This window comes from Pandoraea pulmonicola (assembly GCF_000815105.2).
GTDB lineage: Bacteria > Pseudomonadota > Gammaproteobacteria > Burkholderiales > Burkholderiaceae > Pandoraea > Pandoraea pulmonicola.
Genome location: NZ_CP010310.2, coordinates 1,727,128 through 1,742,772, shown reverse-complemented (window position 1 = coordinate 1,742,772; position 15,645 = coordinate 1,727,128). Strand labels below are relative to the sequence as shown.

The 15,645-nt window shown below is 63.9% G+C and carries 8 protein-coding genes and 2 pseudogenes; 5 read left to right on the top strand and 5 right to left on the bottom strand.

The features are described from left to right. Positions 1-222 precede the first annotated feature (222 nt). Positions 223-588: a VOC family protein gene (locus RO07_RS07590; protein WP_039409479.1), complete on the top strand. Its 366-nt coding sequence runs from the start codon at positions 223-225 to the stop codon at positions 586-588. Positions 589-751: 163 nt separating this feature from the next. On the opposite strand, the gene RO07_RS07585 is transcribed toward RO07_RS07590, so the two are convergent. Beyond that, positions 752-1,345, bottom strand: coding sequence for a YdeI/OmpD-associated family protein (locus RO07_RS07585; protein ID WP_039409477.1), 594 nt, complete (start codon positions 1,343-1,345; stop codon positions 752-754). Positions 1,346-1,608: 263 nt separating this feature from the next. After that, positions 1,609-4,947, bottom strand: a complete 3,339-nt coding sequence (locus RO07_RS07580) for an autotransporter outer membrane beta-barrel domain-containing protein (protein WP_160118057.1) — start codon at positions 4,945-4,947, stop codon at positions 1,609-1,611. 972 nt (positions 4,948-5,919) lie between these two features. Between RO07_RS07580 and RO07_RS07575 the strand changes: the two genes are divergently transcribed. Together RO07_RS07575 and RO07_RS07570 are read left to right on the top strand one after the other, a co-directional pair. Continuing rightward, positions 5,920-6,522, top strand: a complete 603-nt coding sequence (locus RO07_RS07575) for a response regulator transcription factor (protein ID WP_039409474.1) — start codon at positions 5,920-5,922, stop codon at positions 6,520-6,522. Positions 6,523-6,550: 28 nt separating this feature from the next. Then, on the top strand, positions 6,551-8,134 hold the full coding sequence (locus RO07_RS07570) for a sensor histidine kinase (protein ID WP_084072506.1): 1,584 nt from the start codon (positions 6,551-6,553) through the stop codon (positions 8,132-8,134). A 152-nt stretch (positions 8,135-8,286) separates the two neighbouring features. On the opposite strand, the pseudogene RO07_RS07565 reads toward RO07_RS07570, so the two are convergent. The 3 genes and pseudogenes from RO07_RS07565 to macA form a co-directional block, all read right to left on the bottom strand. Continuing rightward, positions 8,287-9,705 (bottom strand): annotated as a pseudogene (locus RO07_RS07565) (efflux transporter outer membrane subunit); the annotation flags it as partial. A gap of 29 nt (positions 9,706-9,734) precedes the next feature. Continuing rightward, positions 9,735-11,810: a MacB family efflux pump subunit gene (locus tag RO07_RS07560; RefSeq protein WP_052267545.1), complete on the bottom strand. Its 2,076-nt coding sequence runs from the start codon at positions 11,808-11,810 to the stop codon at positions 9,735-9,737. Between the two features lie 30 nt (positions 11,811-11,840). Next, positions 11,841-13,034 carry a macrolide transporter subunit MacA gene (macA, locus tag RO07_RS07555; RefSeq protein WP_039409469.1) on the bottom strand — a complete coding sequence of 398 codons (1,194 nt, stop codon included), beginning with the start codon at positions 13,032-13,034 and terminating at the stop codon, positions 11,841-11,843. A 490-nt stretch (positions 13,035-13,524) separates the two neighbouring features. Here macA and RO07_RS07550 point away from each other — a divergent pair, with 490 nt between their 5' ends. Continuing rightward, on the top strand, positions 13,525-14,160 hold the full coding sequence (locus RO07_RS07550; RefSeq protein ID WP_039409466.1) for a trimeric intracellular cation channel family protein: 636 nt from the start codon (positions 13,525-13,527) through the stop codon (positions 14,158-14,160). 219 nt (positions 14,161-14,379) lie between these two features. Then, positions 14,380-15,643: pseudogene (locus RO07_RS07545) on the top strand (IS110 family RNA-guided transposase). Positions 15,644-15,645: the final 2 nt, after the last annotated feature.

Here is a 15,645-nt window from a genome sequence, read left to right as displayed (position 1 = left end):
AAATCATGGAAAGCCCCATGCCTTGTATAGCACCACGGGACGGTTGAATGGACGCTTTCAGAAATAGTTAACAACCATTTTGGTTGGTTAACCGTGGGGGGGCGTGAATGGTGATCGACGACCAGAAAGCCGCAACTCCGGAACCGTTCGATGCCATGTCGCTACGGACGATCGCAGTGCCTATAATTGCCTCTCGGCAAACAACCAAGGGAAGTGATACTGATGAGCATGCGAGGCAAAGACAGCCAGATCGATAACATTGAATTCAATGTCGGCGACATTGCACGAAGCAAGGCATTCTATGGCAGCGTTTTCGGCTGGACCTTCACCGATTACGGCCCGACCTACACCGAGTTTCGCGACGGCCGGATCACGGGTGGGTTTACAACCGGTGAGCCCATCCGGCCGGGTGGCCCGCTAGTCATTCTCTACGCTGACGATCTGGTTGAAACCCAACGAAAAATCGAAGCAACGGGGGCCACCATCAGCCGTCAGACTTTCTCGTTCCCTGGTGGCCGGCGCTTCCACTTTATTGATCACGACGGCTATGAACTGGCTGTATGGTCAGCAGACGAATCGAGCCAGTAATCAGGATAAGACCCCCTCAGCGATAAGATCCACCGCCCCGAAGACACCTAAAGTCGAGCGCTTTGAAGCTCACCGCGTTCGCTTCGGGTGGTGGATTCCACTGATCAATGCAACACGGATGACAGCGGGCCGCTCTTCCTGAGCACGGCAACATCCGACGGCCTCATCGGACCCCGACTTTCCGCCCCTGGGGATGAATCGTCTCGCCGCGACTCAGCATCGCGATGAACTCCTCGATCTTGCGCGCCCGTGTCGCGGGCCTCCTGACGTTCTGGATCCGAAACAGGATGGCGAAACGGTTTTGGCTGTTCAGCGTCGCAAAGAACGCGCCGGCCTTGGGATTGGCGTCCAGCGCAGCCTGCAGGTCGTCCGGCACCACCGAGTTGCTGGCCGAGGTATAGGCAGCCTCCCAGCGGCCATCCGCTTTGGCCTTCTCGATTTCCCGCATGCCCGAAGGAAGCATTCTGCCTGCGGCGATCAGCGCTTCGGCCCGGTCTTTGTTGAGCTTGGACCAAATACTCCGTGCGGAGCGCCGAGTGAAGCGCTGTAACCAGTACTCATCGCTCTCAGCCTGTTTCTGACCGTCGATCCAGCCATGGCAAAGGGCGCTTTCCACTGCCTGCGCGTAAGTCAAGGTCGGCTTGCTGGCGCCCTTTTTTGCAAGTCGCAGCCATACGCCAGTCGACGTTTCACCGTTGTGCGTCAACCAGTTTTCCCATTCATTCTGGTCAGGGATCGTCAAACGAGGCTCAGTCATGGAATGTTCCGAATGATTGCATCCTGGCAGCGGAAGGTTTTTGTTCGCAGGAATCCGCGGGAATCCCATAGACTACCGATTTTCGCGGATTTGGGAATACCCCATTTATCGACGATTCATGCCGCCTACGTCGGAGAAAAAGGGAACGCCGACGTCCGTCATCTTTGTCCCACAACAAGAAACGCCCGGAAGACAATCCCCGGGCGTCTCACCATCGGCAAGCGGCAGCCGTCATATGGACCGGCGCACCGACCGATCAAACTTCAAAACCGCCAAGTCGCCGACACCGAGCCGGCAATGTCGGCATTGCCCGCCTTGTAGAAGTTGCTCGACAGCGCCGCGCCGAACACGATGCGCTTGGCCATGCGGTACGACACGCCGGCCTGCAAGCCGAGGCTGTCGCGGCCGACCACTTCGCTGCGCGTCTTGAATGCCGCGCCCGGATAGCCGGCGAAGCTCGCGCTTTGCGTGATCGCGCCCCCCGTCAATTCGTGATTCCACGTCGCCTGCAAATTGGCGGTCAGCGCATTGCCCGAGACCATCGGCAGTTCGAAGCGCAACTCTCCGCCCAAACGGGTGCGCAGCGAGTTGAACGTCTTGCTGTCCAGATGCAGACGCGCCCCGTCGGCATTGCCTTCGGTCAGGCTGGGGCGATAGAGCGCGGTGTAGTCAAGGGCAGCCAACGGCCCGGCACTCACCGTGCTGCCCAGTTGCCAACGCCAGCCGCCGCCGACGGTCGCCGACGCCGTCGCACCGGTCCACGTGCCGCGCGGCGTGGCGGTGTAGCCGTTCACGGCGATCGTGCGATCGACGCGGCCGTCTTCCACGCCGACGCGAGCCAGTGCGAATGCATGTGGGCCGGCGTTCGGATCGGGCGCGAAGCGCGCATGCACGCCGACGTCGAGCGCCGTGGTCTTGCCCGAGCCGGGTGTCTGACCGTCAAGACGCGTCGATTGACCGCTGACGGCGCCGTGCACGCCCAACGTCCAGTCGCGTCCCTCGCCCGCCACCTTCTCCGCGCCGAACACGACACCGTACGTGTTGCCGCTCGCGCCGGCCATATCGCCGCTGCGCCCACGCCAGTACCCGCTGCCGAAGGGCATCGCGAATCCGCGCCAGTTGCCCGTGAGCTCGCCCTCGCCTTTTCCCTTCACGCCATCGGCGCCCACCGCCGCGGCCACCATATCGGTGATCTGCCGCTCGCGCAGCAGGCCACCGGTGAACATCGCGCCATAGGCAGCCGGCGTGAACTGCGGCAACGCGCGGGCGACGTCGCTGCCGTCCGCTGCCGAGAAGTCGAGCGCCGTGACGAGCGGCTGCAGGTCGGCACCGGCACTGCCGGCGATCCTGTCCAGCGCCGCGCCCACCTGCCGGCTATTGCCGTCCGTACCGTATCGTGAGTAGGCGTTCGCCGCGCGCGCGACGTCGACGCGATAGGTATTGGCACCGAGCGACGTCGCGGAGGCCATGAGCGTCGGCGACGAGAGCAGCGTCGTCACGTTCGCGAATGCGCCGGTGATGCTCGACGCGTTGAGCCACTGATCCGACGTGACGCTGAAGCCGCTCGCATACCAGCCGCGCTGCGGCGCGATGGCGAGCGTGCCGTCGAGCGCCGCATTGCCCGACACGATCAGCTTGCTGAAGGTGCCGTCGCCCGAGAGCATGGACAGCAAGCGGCCAGTGTTCGTCTGCATGTAGTTGCCGGCCACGCTGATGAAGCCGCCCGTCAGCAACGGTGCGACCGTGCCCTCGTTGACGAAGGCCCCCGCCGGATCGAGCGTGTAGCGGCTGTTGCCGGTGAGCGTTGCGCCATTGGCAACGGACACGTCGTACACGGTATGGTCGCCGTTGATCTGCGTCGTGCCGCCACGCATCGCCAGCGACAGATTGCCGCCGACGATGTGGCCGTCGTACCGCAGATTGAACGTCGGGTCGACCTGCTCCGTGGCGACACCGTTGGCGTCGGGCGCCAGACCGAAGGTCAGTTGCGTGAGGCGCAGCGCACCGCTCGCGTCGCGCTGCGAATAGCGCGAGAGGATGTCGCCGTAAAGCGCCGCCCCGCGCATGATGTTGATCTGCTGGACATAACCGCTCTCCGACATGAACAGCGACGCATAGCTGCCCGCGAGCCGGCCCGTGATGTCCGCGCGCGTGACAAGTGGGCCGTCGAGCTCGGGAAGCAATGGCTTCACCTGGTCTTCCTGCTCGAAGATGTATGAACCCCGATAGTCGCCGAGGACACTGCCGGTATCGCCCAGCGCGCTGTGACCGAAGTCGAAGCTCGCGGCAATGCCATGTGCCCCGAGCGCCTGGACGTCGCCCCGCTGCGTGAAGCTATGGTTCTTGCCATAGGTGAACATCACGCCACGGCCATTGCTCCCGTCCGCGTAGATGCGTGTGCCCGGCAGGACCGTTACGTTGTTGCCGACGCCGTCGACGCGGATGCCGGCGCCGCCCGCCCCGATCGTGAGCAGATCGCCAAGCTGCGAAACCGTATTCCCGCTGCCATAAATATGCAATCCGAGACCTTGCGTGGCCGTATTGTAGGTATTCGGCACATACGCCGTGCCATCGGCATTGCGGCCAAAGAACGGGGCATCGTTGACGAGGGTCTGGCCGTCGTTGTAGATCGAGCGACCGAAGAAGTTGCGCCGGTCGATGTCGTAGCCGATGTCCTGCAGTGCGGCCAACTCCGCCTCCATGAACGCCGTATAGTTTCGGTAGCTCTGGTGGCTCATCAAGCCGTTCTTGAGCTCGATGTGCGAGAGAATCGGCTTGTCGAGGTCAGCCCCGCCCATGGCCTTGACTGGAATACCGTCCATGGCGCCGGCGAGCACTTCCTTGACGTGAGCGCCGGTGAAATACCCCTTGTCCGTGCGAATATCGAACGCCGTCGGGTCGGATATGCCTACGTCCTTTGGCGTAAGAATGACTTGCCCCGATTTGGCGGGGCGATGATTGTCGTCATACAGGTGCGCAGACCAGCTATCGAGGACAGTGGTGAAGCGAAAAGAAGGATTGCCCGTCGCCGGCCAAGTCCCCTCGTCCTGGTTGGACCCGACGCCCAGCGCATGGGCGACCTCGTGAAACATCACGGCGGACAGGTCCACCTTCCCGCTGAGCGGTATTTGCGATGGCGTGTAGGGCGCCGTCGAAAAATCCATCTTGCCTATTGTGATTTCGCCGTGCCCCTCGAAAAAGCTGGGCCGGGCCAGTTCGCTGTTTTGCAACGCCGCCTGAACGAGCGTCGGGTTCCCGGTCCCGATCTCGCCCGAGCCATCCGCGTAGGGACTCCACGCATGCGCGTTGTTCAGGGTGGCGCCCGTGCCGATATTGATGATGGCGGGTGATCTACCCGGCGTCACCCTGATGATCTCCGCCCAGTGGCGCAAGGCGCCGAACGTCTGTGCCGTCTGGACTGGCGAGAGCAGGCCCAACGAAAATTGTGGCGTGCCGTTCTCCTCCGTGTAGGCCCGGTCGGTCGACGAAAAGAGCACCGCGCGGATGAACGGGGTGCCCCTGCTGTCCAGAATGGTCTCCTCGACCGTCGCCTTCGCGGGCGACATCATCGTGCAAAGCGCCGCAAATGCGACGCTGGTCATGCGAATCGTCCTCATTCAGTACTCCGTATCCATTGATAGCTTCTGTAAGGCTTCGAAAGGCGAAGCGAATGGTACGGAGCGCCCCGGCAGGCGTCACTGCGATTTATACGGGGTTTTCTCAAAACCGGCTGTAAACCCGCATGGAATAAGGATCTTTTTGTTTCCTACACGACGTGGATCCTGAAAATCGGCGCGACTTGTATTAATCGCAGTTTCGCTGCGGGGGGGCGGTGACGATACTTCACTCAACGGCTGACGCAACACAGCGACAGCCCGAAACCCGAACCGAAACCAGGACACATCGATTCAAGGAGAAACACCATGCCCGCACTCATCACCTACGGCTTTGCCTCCCTCCTCGGCCTCATCGGCACCATTGCCCCGATCTTCGGCTGAGCCCCTCCACAGTCAGTAACCACTCACATAGACGCACGGAGAAACACCATGGCACACCTCATCGACTTCATCGACAGCCTGCTCTACAGCGACACCTGCGTGGAAACCGGCATGCAGTGCGCCGTCACGGTGGCACACGTCTTCGGCTACTGACTCGTCAACACCACAGACTCAGGAGAAACCCCATGCTCCAAGCCTTCGCACTCCTCGCCACGGACCTCTACGGCAAGTTCGGCCATCTGCTGCCCTTCAACCTGTAACCCGTTGAACCGTCGGCGCACCGGAATCGCCGGAACCCCGAAACTTCACACAAGGAGAACGCTCATGGCCCTCATCCCCTATTTCACCGGCGTGCTCGCCGACTTCGCCTGGTCCGTCGGTCTCGCGCATGTCTTCTGAACCCGACCCTGCCGATCCCATCGCGACCGCCCCCGAAAGGACTGCCTCACGCGGTCCTTTCTCTCTTCCGCGCGAGGCCGCCCGTCTGCGGCTGCCATTTTTTGCCGGAAAATTTCGTCATCCGCGATTTTTTAGTAGGATTTCACTATTCCACATAAAAAAACCGGGGCCAGCGGGATGTCATCTCCCACCAAAGTTTTCTGTATCGAGGACGACCACGAATCCGCCGATCTGATTCGCGAAGACCTGACCGATCGTGGCTATGTCGTCAAGGTGGCGTACGATTTCTCCACCGCACTGGCGACGCTTGCGTCCTTCATGCCGGACGTGATCCTGTGCGACGTGAACGTGCCGGGCATGACCGGCTTCGAATTCCTGGAAAGCGCACGCGCCATCATCCAGGGCGAGCGCAAGATCCCGTTCATCTTCCTGACCGGCAACGCCGACAAGGCATCGATCATGCGCGGGCACAGCACGGGCGCCGACGAATACATGCTCAAGCCGGTCGACTTCGACGTGCTCGACACGGTCATCCGCAAGTACACGGCCCACGACGAGCCGGACGACGGCGCGCCGCTCCCGTTCGGCCTGAGCAAGCGCGAAGTCGAGGTGCTGCAGTGGTCCGCACGCGGCAAGACGTCCGCGGAGATCGCGATCATCCTCGAACTGGGCAAGCGCACGGTGGATTTCCACATCGACAACGCCCGCGAAAAGCTCAACGTCGCCACCCGCACCGAAGCGGTGGTGCGCGCCGCCCTGCTCAATATCATTCAGCTCTGAAGCGCGCCATCGCGCCGAATCTTCCCGCATGTCCAAAGCCCCGCCCTCCTCCAGCAAGCCGCTCCCGATTCGGGGGCGAATGTATCTGCTGCTCGTCCTGTGTCTCGCCGCCATGATCGCCGTCGGCGTGGTCGTGCATCGCGAAGTCGACACCTCCCAGCAGCGCGCCATCGCCGCCGAGCGCACACAGATCGAGCACCTGAGCGTGCTCGAGGAGCTCAACGACTACATCTCGGACTTCCGCACGGTGGAGTCCGAAGCGCTCGCCCCCATGTCGCCCAAGGCGCTCGCGGACATTCGCGCCGCCGCCGACGAGTTCGACGTGAAGATCAAGGCCGCCTCGGAGCGCTACCAGAAGGTGCTCACGCACGACGAATTCCGTCTCGCCTTCTCCAAGTTCCTCACCCAGTGGGCGCAGTACCGCCGAGCCTCGAACCAGGTGTTCCAGCTCGCCCAGAGCGGCAAGCTCAACGAGGCCGCGAAGCTCTACCGTGGGGAATCGAACAACAAGTACACGCAGGCGAACAGCACCTTCGGTTCGCTGGTCTTTCGCAGCACCGAAGCCCTGATCAAGGAAGTCGAGGCCAAGAACACCACCGCCCGCAACCGCCTGCTGCAGATCGACGCCCTCATCGCCGCGATGATCGTCGTCACGCTCCTGTGCCTCGTCTACCTGGACTCGGTGATCCTCAAGCCGCTCACGCGCCTGATCCGGATGTCGGGCAATGCCGTGTCCGGCAAGGAGAAGCTGCGCCTGCCGTGGCTCTCGCGCCGCGACGAGATCGGCGCGCTGTCCCGTTCGCTCGCCAAGTTCCAGGAAAGCACGGCGTCGCTCGTGCGCAACCAGAAGCTCGCCACGGCGAAGAACACCATCCTGCAACGCGCGCTGGCCAACGAGGAGCGCCTGAACAACTTCCAGAAGACGTTCCGCTCGATGGCCACCCATGAGTTCCGCACGCTGCTCAACGTGATCGACGGCCATGCGCAGCGGCTGCTCAGCCCACGCAACGAGGAGTCCGATTCGCGCCCGCGCTACACGAAGATCCGCGAGGCGGTCGCCAAGCTCAACAGCCTGATCCAGAACTGGCTCGACGCGGCCCAGAGCGCATCGCTCGACGATCCGAAGTTCGGCAAGCGCGCCGAACTGTCGCTCGTGGCGCTGCTCGAGGACGTGCGCGGCGTCGGCTCGGACATGTTCCCGAACGCGACGATCACCGTGCAGGCCCCGCAAGCCCTGGACAGCCGCATGATCGGCGACAGCAACGTGCTGTTCCACGCTTTCATCAACCTCGTGAGCAACGCCACGAAATACACCATGGCGCCGCCCGCCATCGAGATCGGCGTGGCCGATGCGGGCGAAGCGTTGCGCGTCGTCCTGCGCGACAACGGCACCGGCATCCCGGAGGACGAGCTCAAGGAGATCTTCCAGATGTCGTTCCGTTCGCGCAGCAATGCGGTACTGGAGGACGGTTCGGGTGTGGGGCTGGCGGTCGTCTATGCCGCCATCGAGTTCCACAAGGGCACGATCGAGGTGGCGAGCCAGGTCGGCGTGGGCACGACATTCACCATCACGCTACCGAAGTCGCCCGAGGCCAGCACGCAGGAAGTCTGAAATCGTCGTGTGGCGCTGCACAGCAAAAAGCCGGCACTCGCCGGCTTTTTGCCTGTCGCTCCCGACTCCCTCTCCATTCACGCGGAGGGGCGGGGATTTGCAGCTTTCGCGGCATCCGAAGTCTCCGCCGCGCCTGCGACGTCCGCCGTATCGCCAGCCCCGCCAAGCGCCTTGTAGAGCGCCATACGGTTATTCAGGCGGTTCAGGCGAACTTGCGCCTCGGCGCCTTGCGAGTCGCGCAGCAGTTTTTGCTGCTGCAACCACGGCTGGATACCGATCGCGCCGGCAAGATAGCGCGAGCGCAACAGCGCCTCGGCGCGTTGCGCCTGCGCCAGCGACAGCGCGCGCTGCTCGCTTTCCCTGGCGAGCTGATCGCGGGCGGACAGCGCGTTCTCGACCTCGCTCAGCGCCGTGAAGAGGCTCTTGCGGAACGTGACGACCGCCTCTTCATATTGCGTCTTCGACACCTTGATCTGCAACTGCATGGTGTTCCACTGGATAAAGGGCAAGGTCACGCCGGCGCCCAGCGTCCCGATCGGGTTGGTCAACACGCGTTCCAGCGTCGAGCTCGTGGTCCCGAGCGCGCCCGTGAGCGTGAAGGTCGGATAGAAGCTCGTACGCGTGACGTCGACGTTGGCCAGCGTCTCGCGCAGGCGCAGTTCCGCGGCGCGCAGATCCGGCCGCCGTCCCAGCAGCTCGGCCGGCAGCCCGGCCGGCACGGCGGGCAGTGCCTGTGTGGGCAACGTCGACGGCTCGTGCGCCGCCCGCTCCGGCGCACGGTCGAACAGGATCGCGAGTGCATTGCGGGTCTCGGTGCGCTGTTGCAATTGCTGCGTGAGCGCTGCGCGCTGATCCGCCAATGCCTGCTCTGCCTGCGCCACGTCGAGCGCGGAGATGGCGCCCGCCGCATAGCGCGAGCGGGCCAGCGCCAACACGCGCTCGCCGTAAGCGATGTTGCTCTCCGAGTAGCCGATGATCTGGTTCAGATAGCCAATCGTCCAGTAGTACTGCGCCGTCTGGCCGATGATGGAAAGGCGTATGGCCTCGCGATCGGCTTCGGTCGCTTCGAATTCCCAGCGGGCGGCGTCGCGCTGCGCGGCGAGCTTGCCCCACAGGTCGAGCTCGTAGCTCGCCGTGGCGTTCAGTGCACTGTTGCGCGACATGTCGTGGGTATCGAGCCGGCGTGACACGACACCCTTGCCGTCGATGGACACCGACGGCGTGAGGTTGGTGTCCGCCAGGCCAGCCTGCAGTTGGGCGCGATAGACGCGAATGCCCGCGGCGGCCAGATCGTTGTTGACGGCCAGCGCGTCGGCAATCAGTTTGTCGAGCACCGGATCGCCGAATGCGCGCCAGAAGTCGGGCGCTATGATGGCGGTCGCTGTGGTTGCCGTGGCCGCTCCCGTCGGTGCGGTCTGCGTGGCCGCCGTCTCCGAGGTCGCGCCGGCCCACTGTGCCGGGACCGGGACGACCGGGAGCGGGTCGTGCCGCACGCCGGCACAACCGGCAAGCAAGGCGGCCGCGCTCGCCAGCGCGAGCGCCGTGCGGGTCAGGTCCGGAATGCGGATCATGGGAATCGTTCGGGTCATCGGGCCATACCTCAATCGCGTGCCAGCGCTTCAACCGGATCCAGCCGCGCCGCATTGCGCGCGGGCATGAAGCCGAATACCACCCCGATGAGCGTCGAGCACAGGAACGCCGTGACCACCGAGCCCATCGAGAACACCATTTTCCATTTGGCGACGAACAACGCGAAGAGGAAGCTCGCGCCAAACGACAACGCAATACCGATCGCGCCGCCCATCAGACACACCATCACCGCTTCCACCAGGAACTGCTGCATGATGTCGCTCTGCCGCGCGCCGACCGCCATGCGGATACCGATCTCGCGCGTGCGCTCGGTCACCGACACGATCATGATGTTCATCACGCCGATACCGCCCACGATCAGCGAGATCACGGCAATCAGCGACAGCAGCAGCGTGAGCGACTGGCTCGTCTTCTCGACCGTCTTCACGACGCTGTCCATGTTGTACGTGAAGAAGTCCTTGCGGCCGTGGCGCTGGGTCATGAGCGTTTCCAGGCTCTTCTCCGCCGCCTTGCTCGGCTGGCCGTCGCGCACGCGCACGGTGATGCTGTCGACGTTGCGCTGACCGAACAGGCGCCCCGCCGCCGTGGTGTACGGCACCCAGATGTTCAGGTTCTTCATGTCGCCGAAGGCGCTCTTCTTCTCGGCCGTCACGCCGATCACCACGCACGGCAGATTGCCCACGAAGATCACTTCGCCCAGCGGATTCGGATTGGCGCCGAAGAGCTTGCGACGCGTGTTTTCGTCGATGACGGCCACCTGCGCCTGGCGGCGCACTTCGTCCGCGCCGAAGGCGATGCCCTGCGCGATATGGAGCCCGCGCACCTGGAAGAAGTGCTCGCCCACGCCGGTGACCATCGCGCTCGCGTCGATGTTGCGATAGCGCAGCAGCAGACTGCGCGCCGTCTCCGGCGTGGCGCTGTCGACGTAGACCTGCTCCGAGAGGGCCGCCACGTCTTCCGGCACGAGCGTCTGGATGGTGGTGGCGCGGTTGTCGCCCCAGTCCTTGCCGGGATAGATGTTGATCGTGTTCGTGCCAATGCTGCCGATCTCGGCCAGCATGTAGCGCTTGGCGCCCTCGCCAATCGCCACGATCGAGACGACCGACGTAATGCCGATGATGATGCCAAGCATCGTCAGGAAGGTGCGCAGACGGTGCGAGATCAGCGCAATCCACGCCATGCGGAATGCCTCGGCAAAGCGGCCGATGCCCCCGGTCCAGCGCCGTGGCGGCACGGCGCCGCCGTGGCTGGCGTCGGCCGACGCCGGATCGTGGCCCTGCGCGGCGGCGGCGGCACGCGCCTGCTCGACTGGCGTCTCCTCGGCCTCGTCCATCGGGACGGGCGGCGACGCTTCGACCGTCGGCGCATTGGGTCGGTCGGCGACGATCTCGCCATCGCGAATCTCGATGATGCGGCGGGCATGCGCGGCAACGTTCTCGTCGTGGGTCACGATGATGACCGTGTGCCCCAGCGCGTTGAGCTCCTTCAGGATGCGGATCACTTCCGTGCCGCTGCGCGAGTCGAGCGCGCCGGTCGGCTCGTCCGCGAGAATCACCTCGCCGCCGTTCATCAGCGCGCGCGCAATACTCACGCGCTGCTGCTGCCCGCCCGAGAGCTGGCTCGGCCGGTGACCGGTGCGCTCGGCGAGTCCCAGCCGTTCGAGCAGCATCACCGAGCGCGCACGGCGTGCCGCGTGGGGCGTGCCGGTGTAGACCGAAGGCATCTCGACGTTCGACGCGGCGTCCAGGTGCGGCAACAGGTGATAGCGCTGGAAAATAAAGCCGAAGTGCTCGCGACGCAGTTGGGCCAGCGCATCGGCGCCGAGATCGCGGGTCTCGCGCCCGGCCACGCGGTAGCTGCCCTCGCTCGGGTGATCGAGACACCCGAGAATGTTCATCAACGTGGATTTGCCCGAGCCTGACGCTCCCATGATGGCCACGATCTCGCCGGCCTCGATGGTCAGGTTCACATCGCGCAGCACGACGACATCGCGCTCGCCGGCAGGAAAGCGCCGGGTGATGCCGGTCAGCTCCAGCATGGGGTGCGGGCTGGCGTTCGCGGCGGTTGAGTCGATCGTGCTCGACATGCTCGACATCGTTCAAGTCCTCTACCGTGACTACGCCTGTCCTGCGTCGGACGTCTCCGCGGTGGCCGGCGTGGACTCGCTCGCCTCGCCGATCACGACCCGCTCGCCCTCCGAGAGCCCCTCGCGGATTTCCACCCGCACGTTATTGTTCAGCCCGGTGACGACCTGGCGCGTGCTCGCCTTGCCATCGGCGCCGATCACCCGGACTTCATAGCGATTGGCCGCGATGCGCTTGCCCAGCGCCGCCACCGGCACGCTCAGCGCCTGCTTCGCCGTGCCGAGCAGCACGTTCACCTGCGCCGTCATCGAAATGCGCAGGCGATGGTCGGCGTTCGGCACATCGAACAGCGCGTTGTAGAACACGGCCGTGTTGTTGCGGGTGGCGCCGCCGCCGAGCGTGCTCTGCGTGTCGAGGAAGTTCTGCGGCGCGGGCTCGATGGCGCGCAGCTTGCCGTAGTAGCGCTTGTCCGCGTCGCCCAGGATCGTGAAATACGCCGTCTGTCCCGGTTGAATGCGGATCACGTCGGCCTCGGAGACCTGCGCCTTGACCGTGATGGTGTTCAGGTCGGCGAGCTTCAGAATCACTGGCGCCTGCTGTTGCGCGACCACGGTCTGGCCTTCCTGCGTGACGATAGCGACGACTTCGCCGTCGATCGGCGCCTCGATGCGCGTATAGCCGACATTGGCCTTGCCCGTCTCGATCGCAACGCCCGCCTTGAGGATCTGGGCCTCGAGGCCGGCGAGCGTGGCGCGCTGGGTTTCGAGTGTTGCCTGCGCGGCTTCGAAGTCCTGCCGCGAGGTCGACTCGTCGGGCAGCATCTGCTGCTGGCGGGCGAACGCCAGTTCGGCCTGTTTGAGCTGCGCCTGCGTCGAGCGCTTCTGCGCGAGCAGATTCTGCATATCGGCCTCGGCCGAACGCAGGCCGTTCTGCGCGAGCACCGGATCGATCTGCGCCAGCCATTGCCCCTTCTTGACCTTGTCGCCCAGCTTGACCTTGAGCGACTTGAGCTGACCCGTGACCTGCGCGCCCACGTCGACCTGCTGGAATGCACCCAGCGTGCCGGTGGCGAGCACGGTGTTCTCGAGGTCGTTGCGCTCGACCTTCGCGCTGATGTACTGCGGCGGCTTCGGGGTCGCGAGACTGCGCAGGCCAAGCGCCACGAGAACGACGAGCACGACGAGGCTGGCGACAAGGTAGCGTCGGCGGCGAATGAACTGGATCATGGAACGAAGTGGGCGATCAAAAAGGCACGTCGAGAAAAACGCTTCGCAAATCCGTTGCCGCACAATCACCAACGGGTCTGCCAAGTAGGCAGATCGGCTGGATTACCGCTTCGGGGCACCGTTCGGAGCACAAAAAAATGAGAGTTTAAGGGCTTTGGCGACTTTGCAGGCCTTTCTCCCCAAAGTTCGCAAAATAGAAAGCCCGCAAACAACGAGGACGAACGGGCTGTGCACGTGAAAGAGCGTCCGCATCACAGGGGCCGGATGCGCAGGACATGGGCAATCAGGCGGGCGATGACCTTGGGGAAAAGACCGGGGATGTAGCGCATGACGGACTCCTTGGCGTGATTTCGTCGTTTCGTTGGAAGCAGTGTCGCACCGGCCTCGCGCCCTGGAAACTTGTACAAATCACAGCGAAGCGCCCCGGGCGCGGCCAAACCGGCAAAAATCTCGTGAAGTGATATATTTCCCCGGCAATCGAAGGGACATTATGAAAACAGAGATCTTCTACGCGCTGTACCTGATCGCCATCGTGACCGAGGCGATGTCGGGCGCCATCATGGGGATGCAACGCGGCATGGACCGCTTCGGGCTCGCCTTCGTCGGCATGGTCACCGCGCTGGGCGGGGGCACGATTCGCGACGTGCTGTTCGGCCGCCATCCGCTCGTGTGGATCGCTCACCCCGAATATCTGCTGCTCACCCTCGGCGCGGCCACGCTCGCCTCCATCATCGCGCGCCACGTTCACCGGCTCCGCATGACCTTCATCACGGTCGACGCAATCGGGCTGGCCGCCTTCACCATCCTGGGCTGCGACATCGGCATGACTGTCAGCACGAGCCCCGTCATCGTCGTGCTCGCGGGCGTGCTCACCGGGATTGGCGGCGGCATGCTGCGCGATCTGCTGTGCGGCCAGGTGCCGCTGGTCCTGCGCAGGGAGATGTATGCGAGCGTGGCGTGCATCGCCGGCGCCATGTACGTCGGCATGCTGCACTGGGGCGTCGAAAACGGCATTGCGACGGGCATCGGCTTCGTGGCGGGCTTCGTCATCCGCATGCTGGCCGTATGGTTCGGCTGGCGTTTCCGCACGTTCGAGGACGAAGCCCCGGCCGAACCGATGCATTGACGGGCCGCGAACACCCATCCGCGGCCCATCACCGATTTGCAGCCGCCCGTTACTATGTTCGCACCTCGATAATTGAGGTTTTGGCCAGCCAGGCCCGGCATGATTAAGTCCCCCAGTCGCAGTCATGATCCGGGGGGTGTTGTCACCGGGGCTGGTGGGTGGCTGGTGATCGCTAATAGGGGTTTGGCTCGGGATTTTCCGATGCCGTCCGTAACGTGGATGCCGAGACTTGCCACCATGGTTTTTGCAGGCCAATTCGTCATTTGAGCAAACTGCAATGCAAAACTTTCCTCTTCATGACGCCGTCGATGTCTTCATCGGCGTCGACGTCGGCAAAGGCCACCACCATGCCGTGGCCCTCGATCGCAACGGCCGTCGCCTCTACAACAAGGCCCTGCCTAACGATGAGACACAGCTGCGAGCCCTCATCAATGAGCTCAAGGTGCACGGCCGACTTCTGTTCGTCGTCGATCAGCCCGCCACCATTGGCGCGCTGCCGCTCGCCGTCGCCCAAGACGCCGGTGCACTCGTCGCCTACTTACCCGGCCTGGCCATGCGCCGCATCGCTGACCTGCACGCCGGCGAAGCCAAGACCGATGCACGTGACGCCGCCGTCATCGCCGAAGCCGCGCGCTCCATGCCGCATACGCTGCGCTCGCTGCGGCTGGCCGATGAGCCGCTCGCCGAGCTGACCATGCTGTGCGGCTTCGACGATGATCTGGCCGCCCAAGTCAATCAAACCAGCAACCGCATTCGCGGCTTACTCACGCAGATTCATCCCGCGCTCGAGCGCGTGCTCGGGCCTCGCCTGGATCACCCCGCCGTGCTTGATCTGCTTGAGCGCTACCCCTCGCCTGCAGCACTGACGGCCGCGGGCCAAAAAACGCTGGCGAATCGCCTGATCAAGCTCGCACCACGCATTGGCAAGAGCCTGGCCGCTGACATCGCGCAGGCGCTTACCGAACAAACCGTAGTCGTGCCTGGTACTCATGCCGCCACGCTGGTCATGCCGCGTCTGGCCCAGCAACTAGCAGCCCTACGCAAGCAACGCGACGAGATTGCCGCCGAAGTCGAGCGCCTGGTGCAAAGCAACCCTCTTTGGCCGGTCCTGAGTAGCATGCCCGGAGTCGGGCTCAGGACCGCAGCACGACTCCTGACCGAGGTGGCGCACAAGGCCTTTGCCTCGGCCGCCCATCTGGCCGCGTATGCGGGTCTCGCGCCGGTCACCCGGCGCTCTGGTTCCTCGATTCGAGGCGAACACCCCTCCCGGCGTGGCAACAAGGTACTCAAACGCGCCTTGTTTCTCTCAGCCTTTGCCGCCCTGCGAGACCCGATCTCACGCGCCTACTACAGCCGAAAGATCCAGCAGGGCAAGCGCCACAACCAGGCACTTATCGCGCTGGCTCGCCGGCGCTGCGACGTGCTCTTTGCCATGCTGCGCGACGGCACTTTTTATCAACCGAAAACCGCCCCTAGTGCTTGACT

Coding starts and splice junctions, on each gene's coding strand:
- RO07_RS07560 (WP_052267545.1), bottom strand. CDS start 11,810: ATGTCGAGCACGATCGACTCAACCGCCGCGAACGCCAGCCCGCACCCC.
- RO07_RS07570 (WP_084072506.1), top strand. CDS start 6,551: ATGTCCAAAGCCCCGCCCTCCTCCAGCAAGCCGCTCCCGATTCGGGGG.
- RO07_RS07590 (WP_039409479.1), top strand. CDS start 223: ATGAGCATGCGAGGCAAAGACAGCCAGATCGATAACATTGAATTCAAT.
- RO07_RS07550 (WP_039409466.1), top strand. CDS start 13,525: ATGAAAACAGAGATCTTCTACGCGCTGTACCTGATCGCCATCGTGACC.
- RO07_RS07575 (WP_039409474.1), top strand. CDS start 5,920: ATGTCATCTCCCACCAAAGTTTTCTGTATCGAGGACGACCACGAATCC.
- RO07_RS07580 (WP_160118057.1), bottom strand. CDS start 4,947: ATGACCAGCGTCGCATTTGCGGCGCTTTGCACGATGATGTCGCCCGCG.
- macA (WP_039409469.1), bottom strand. CDS start 13,034: ATGATCCAGTTCATTCGCCGCCGACGCTACCTTGTCGCCAGCCTCGTC.
- RO07_RS07585 (WP_039409477.1), bottom strand. CDS start 1,345: ATGACTGAGCCTCGTTTGACGATCCCTGACCAGAATGAATGGGAAAAC.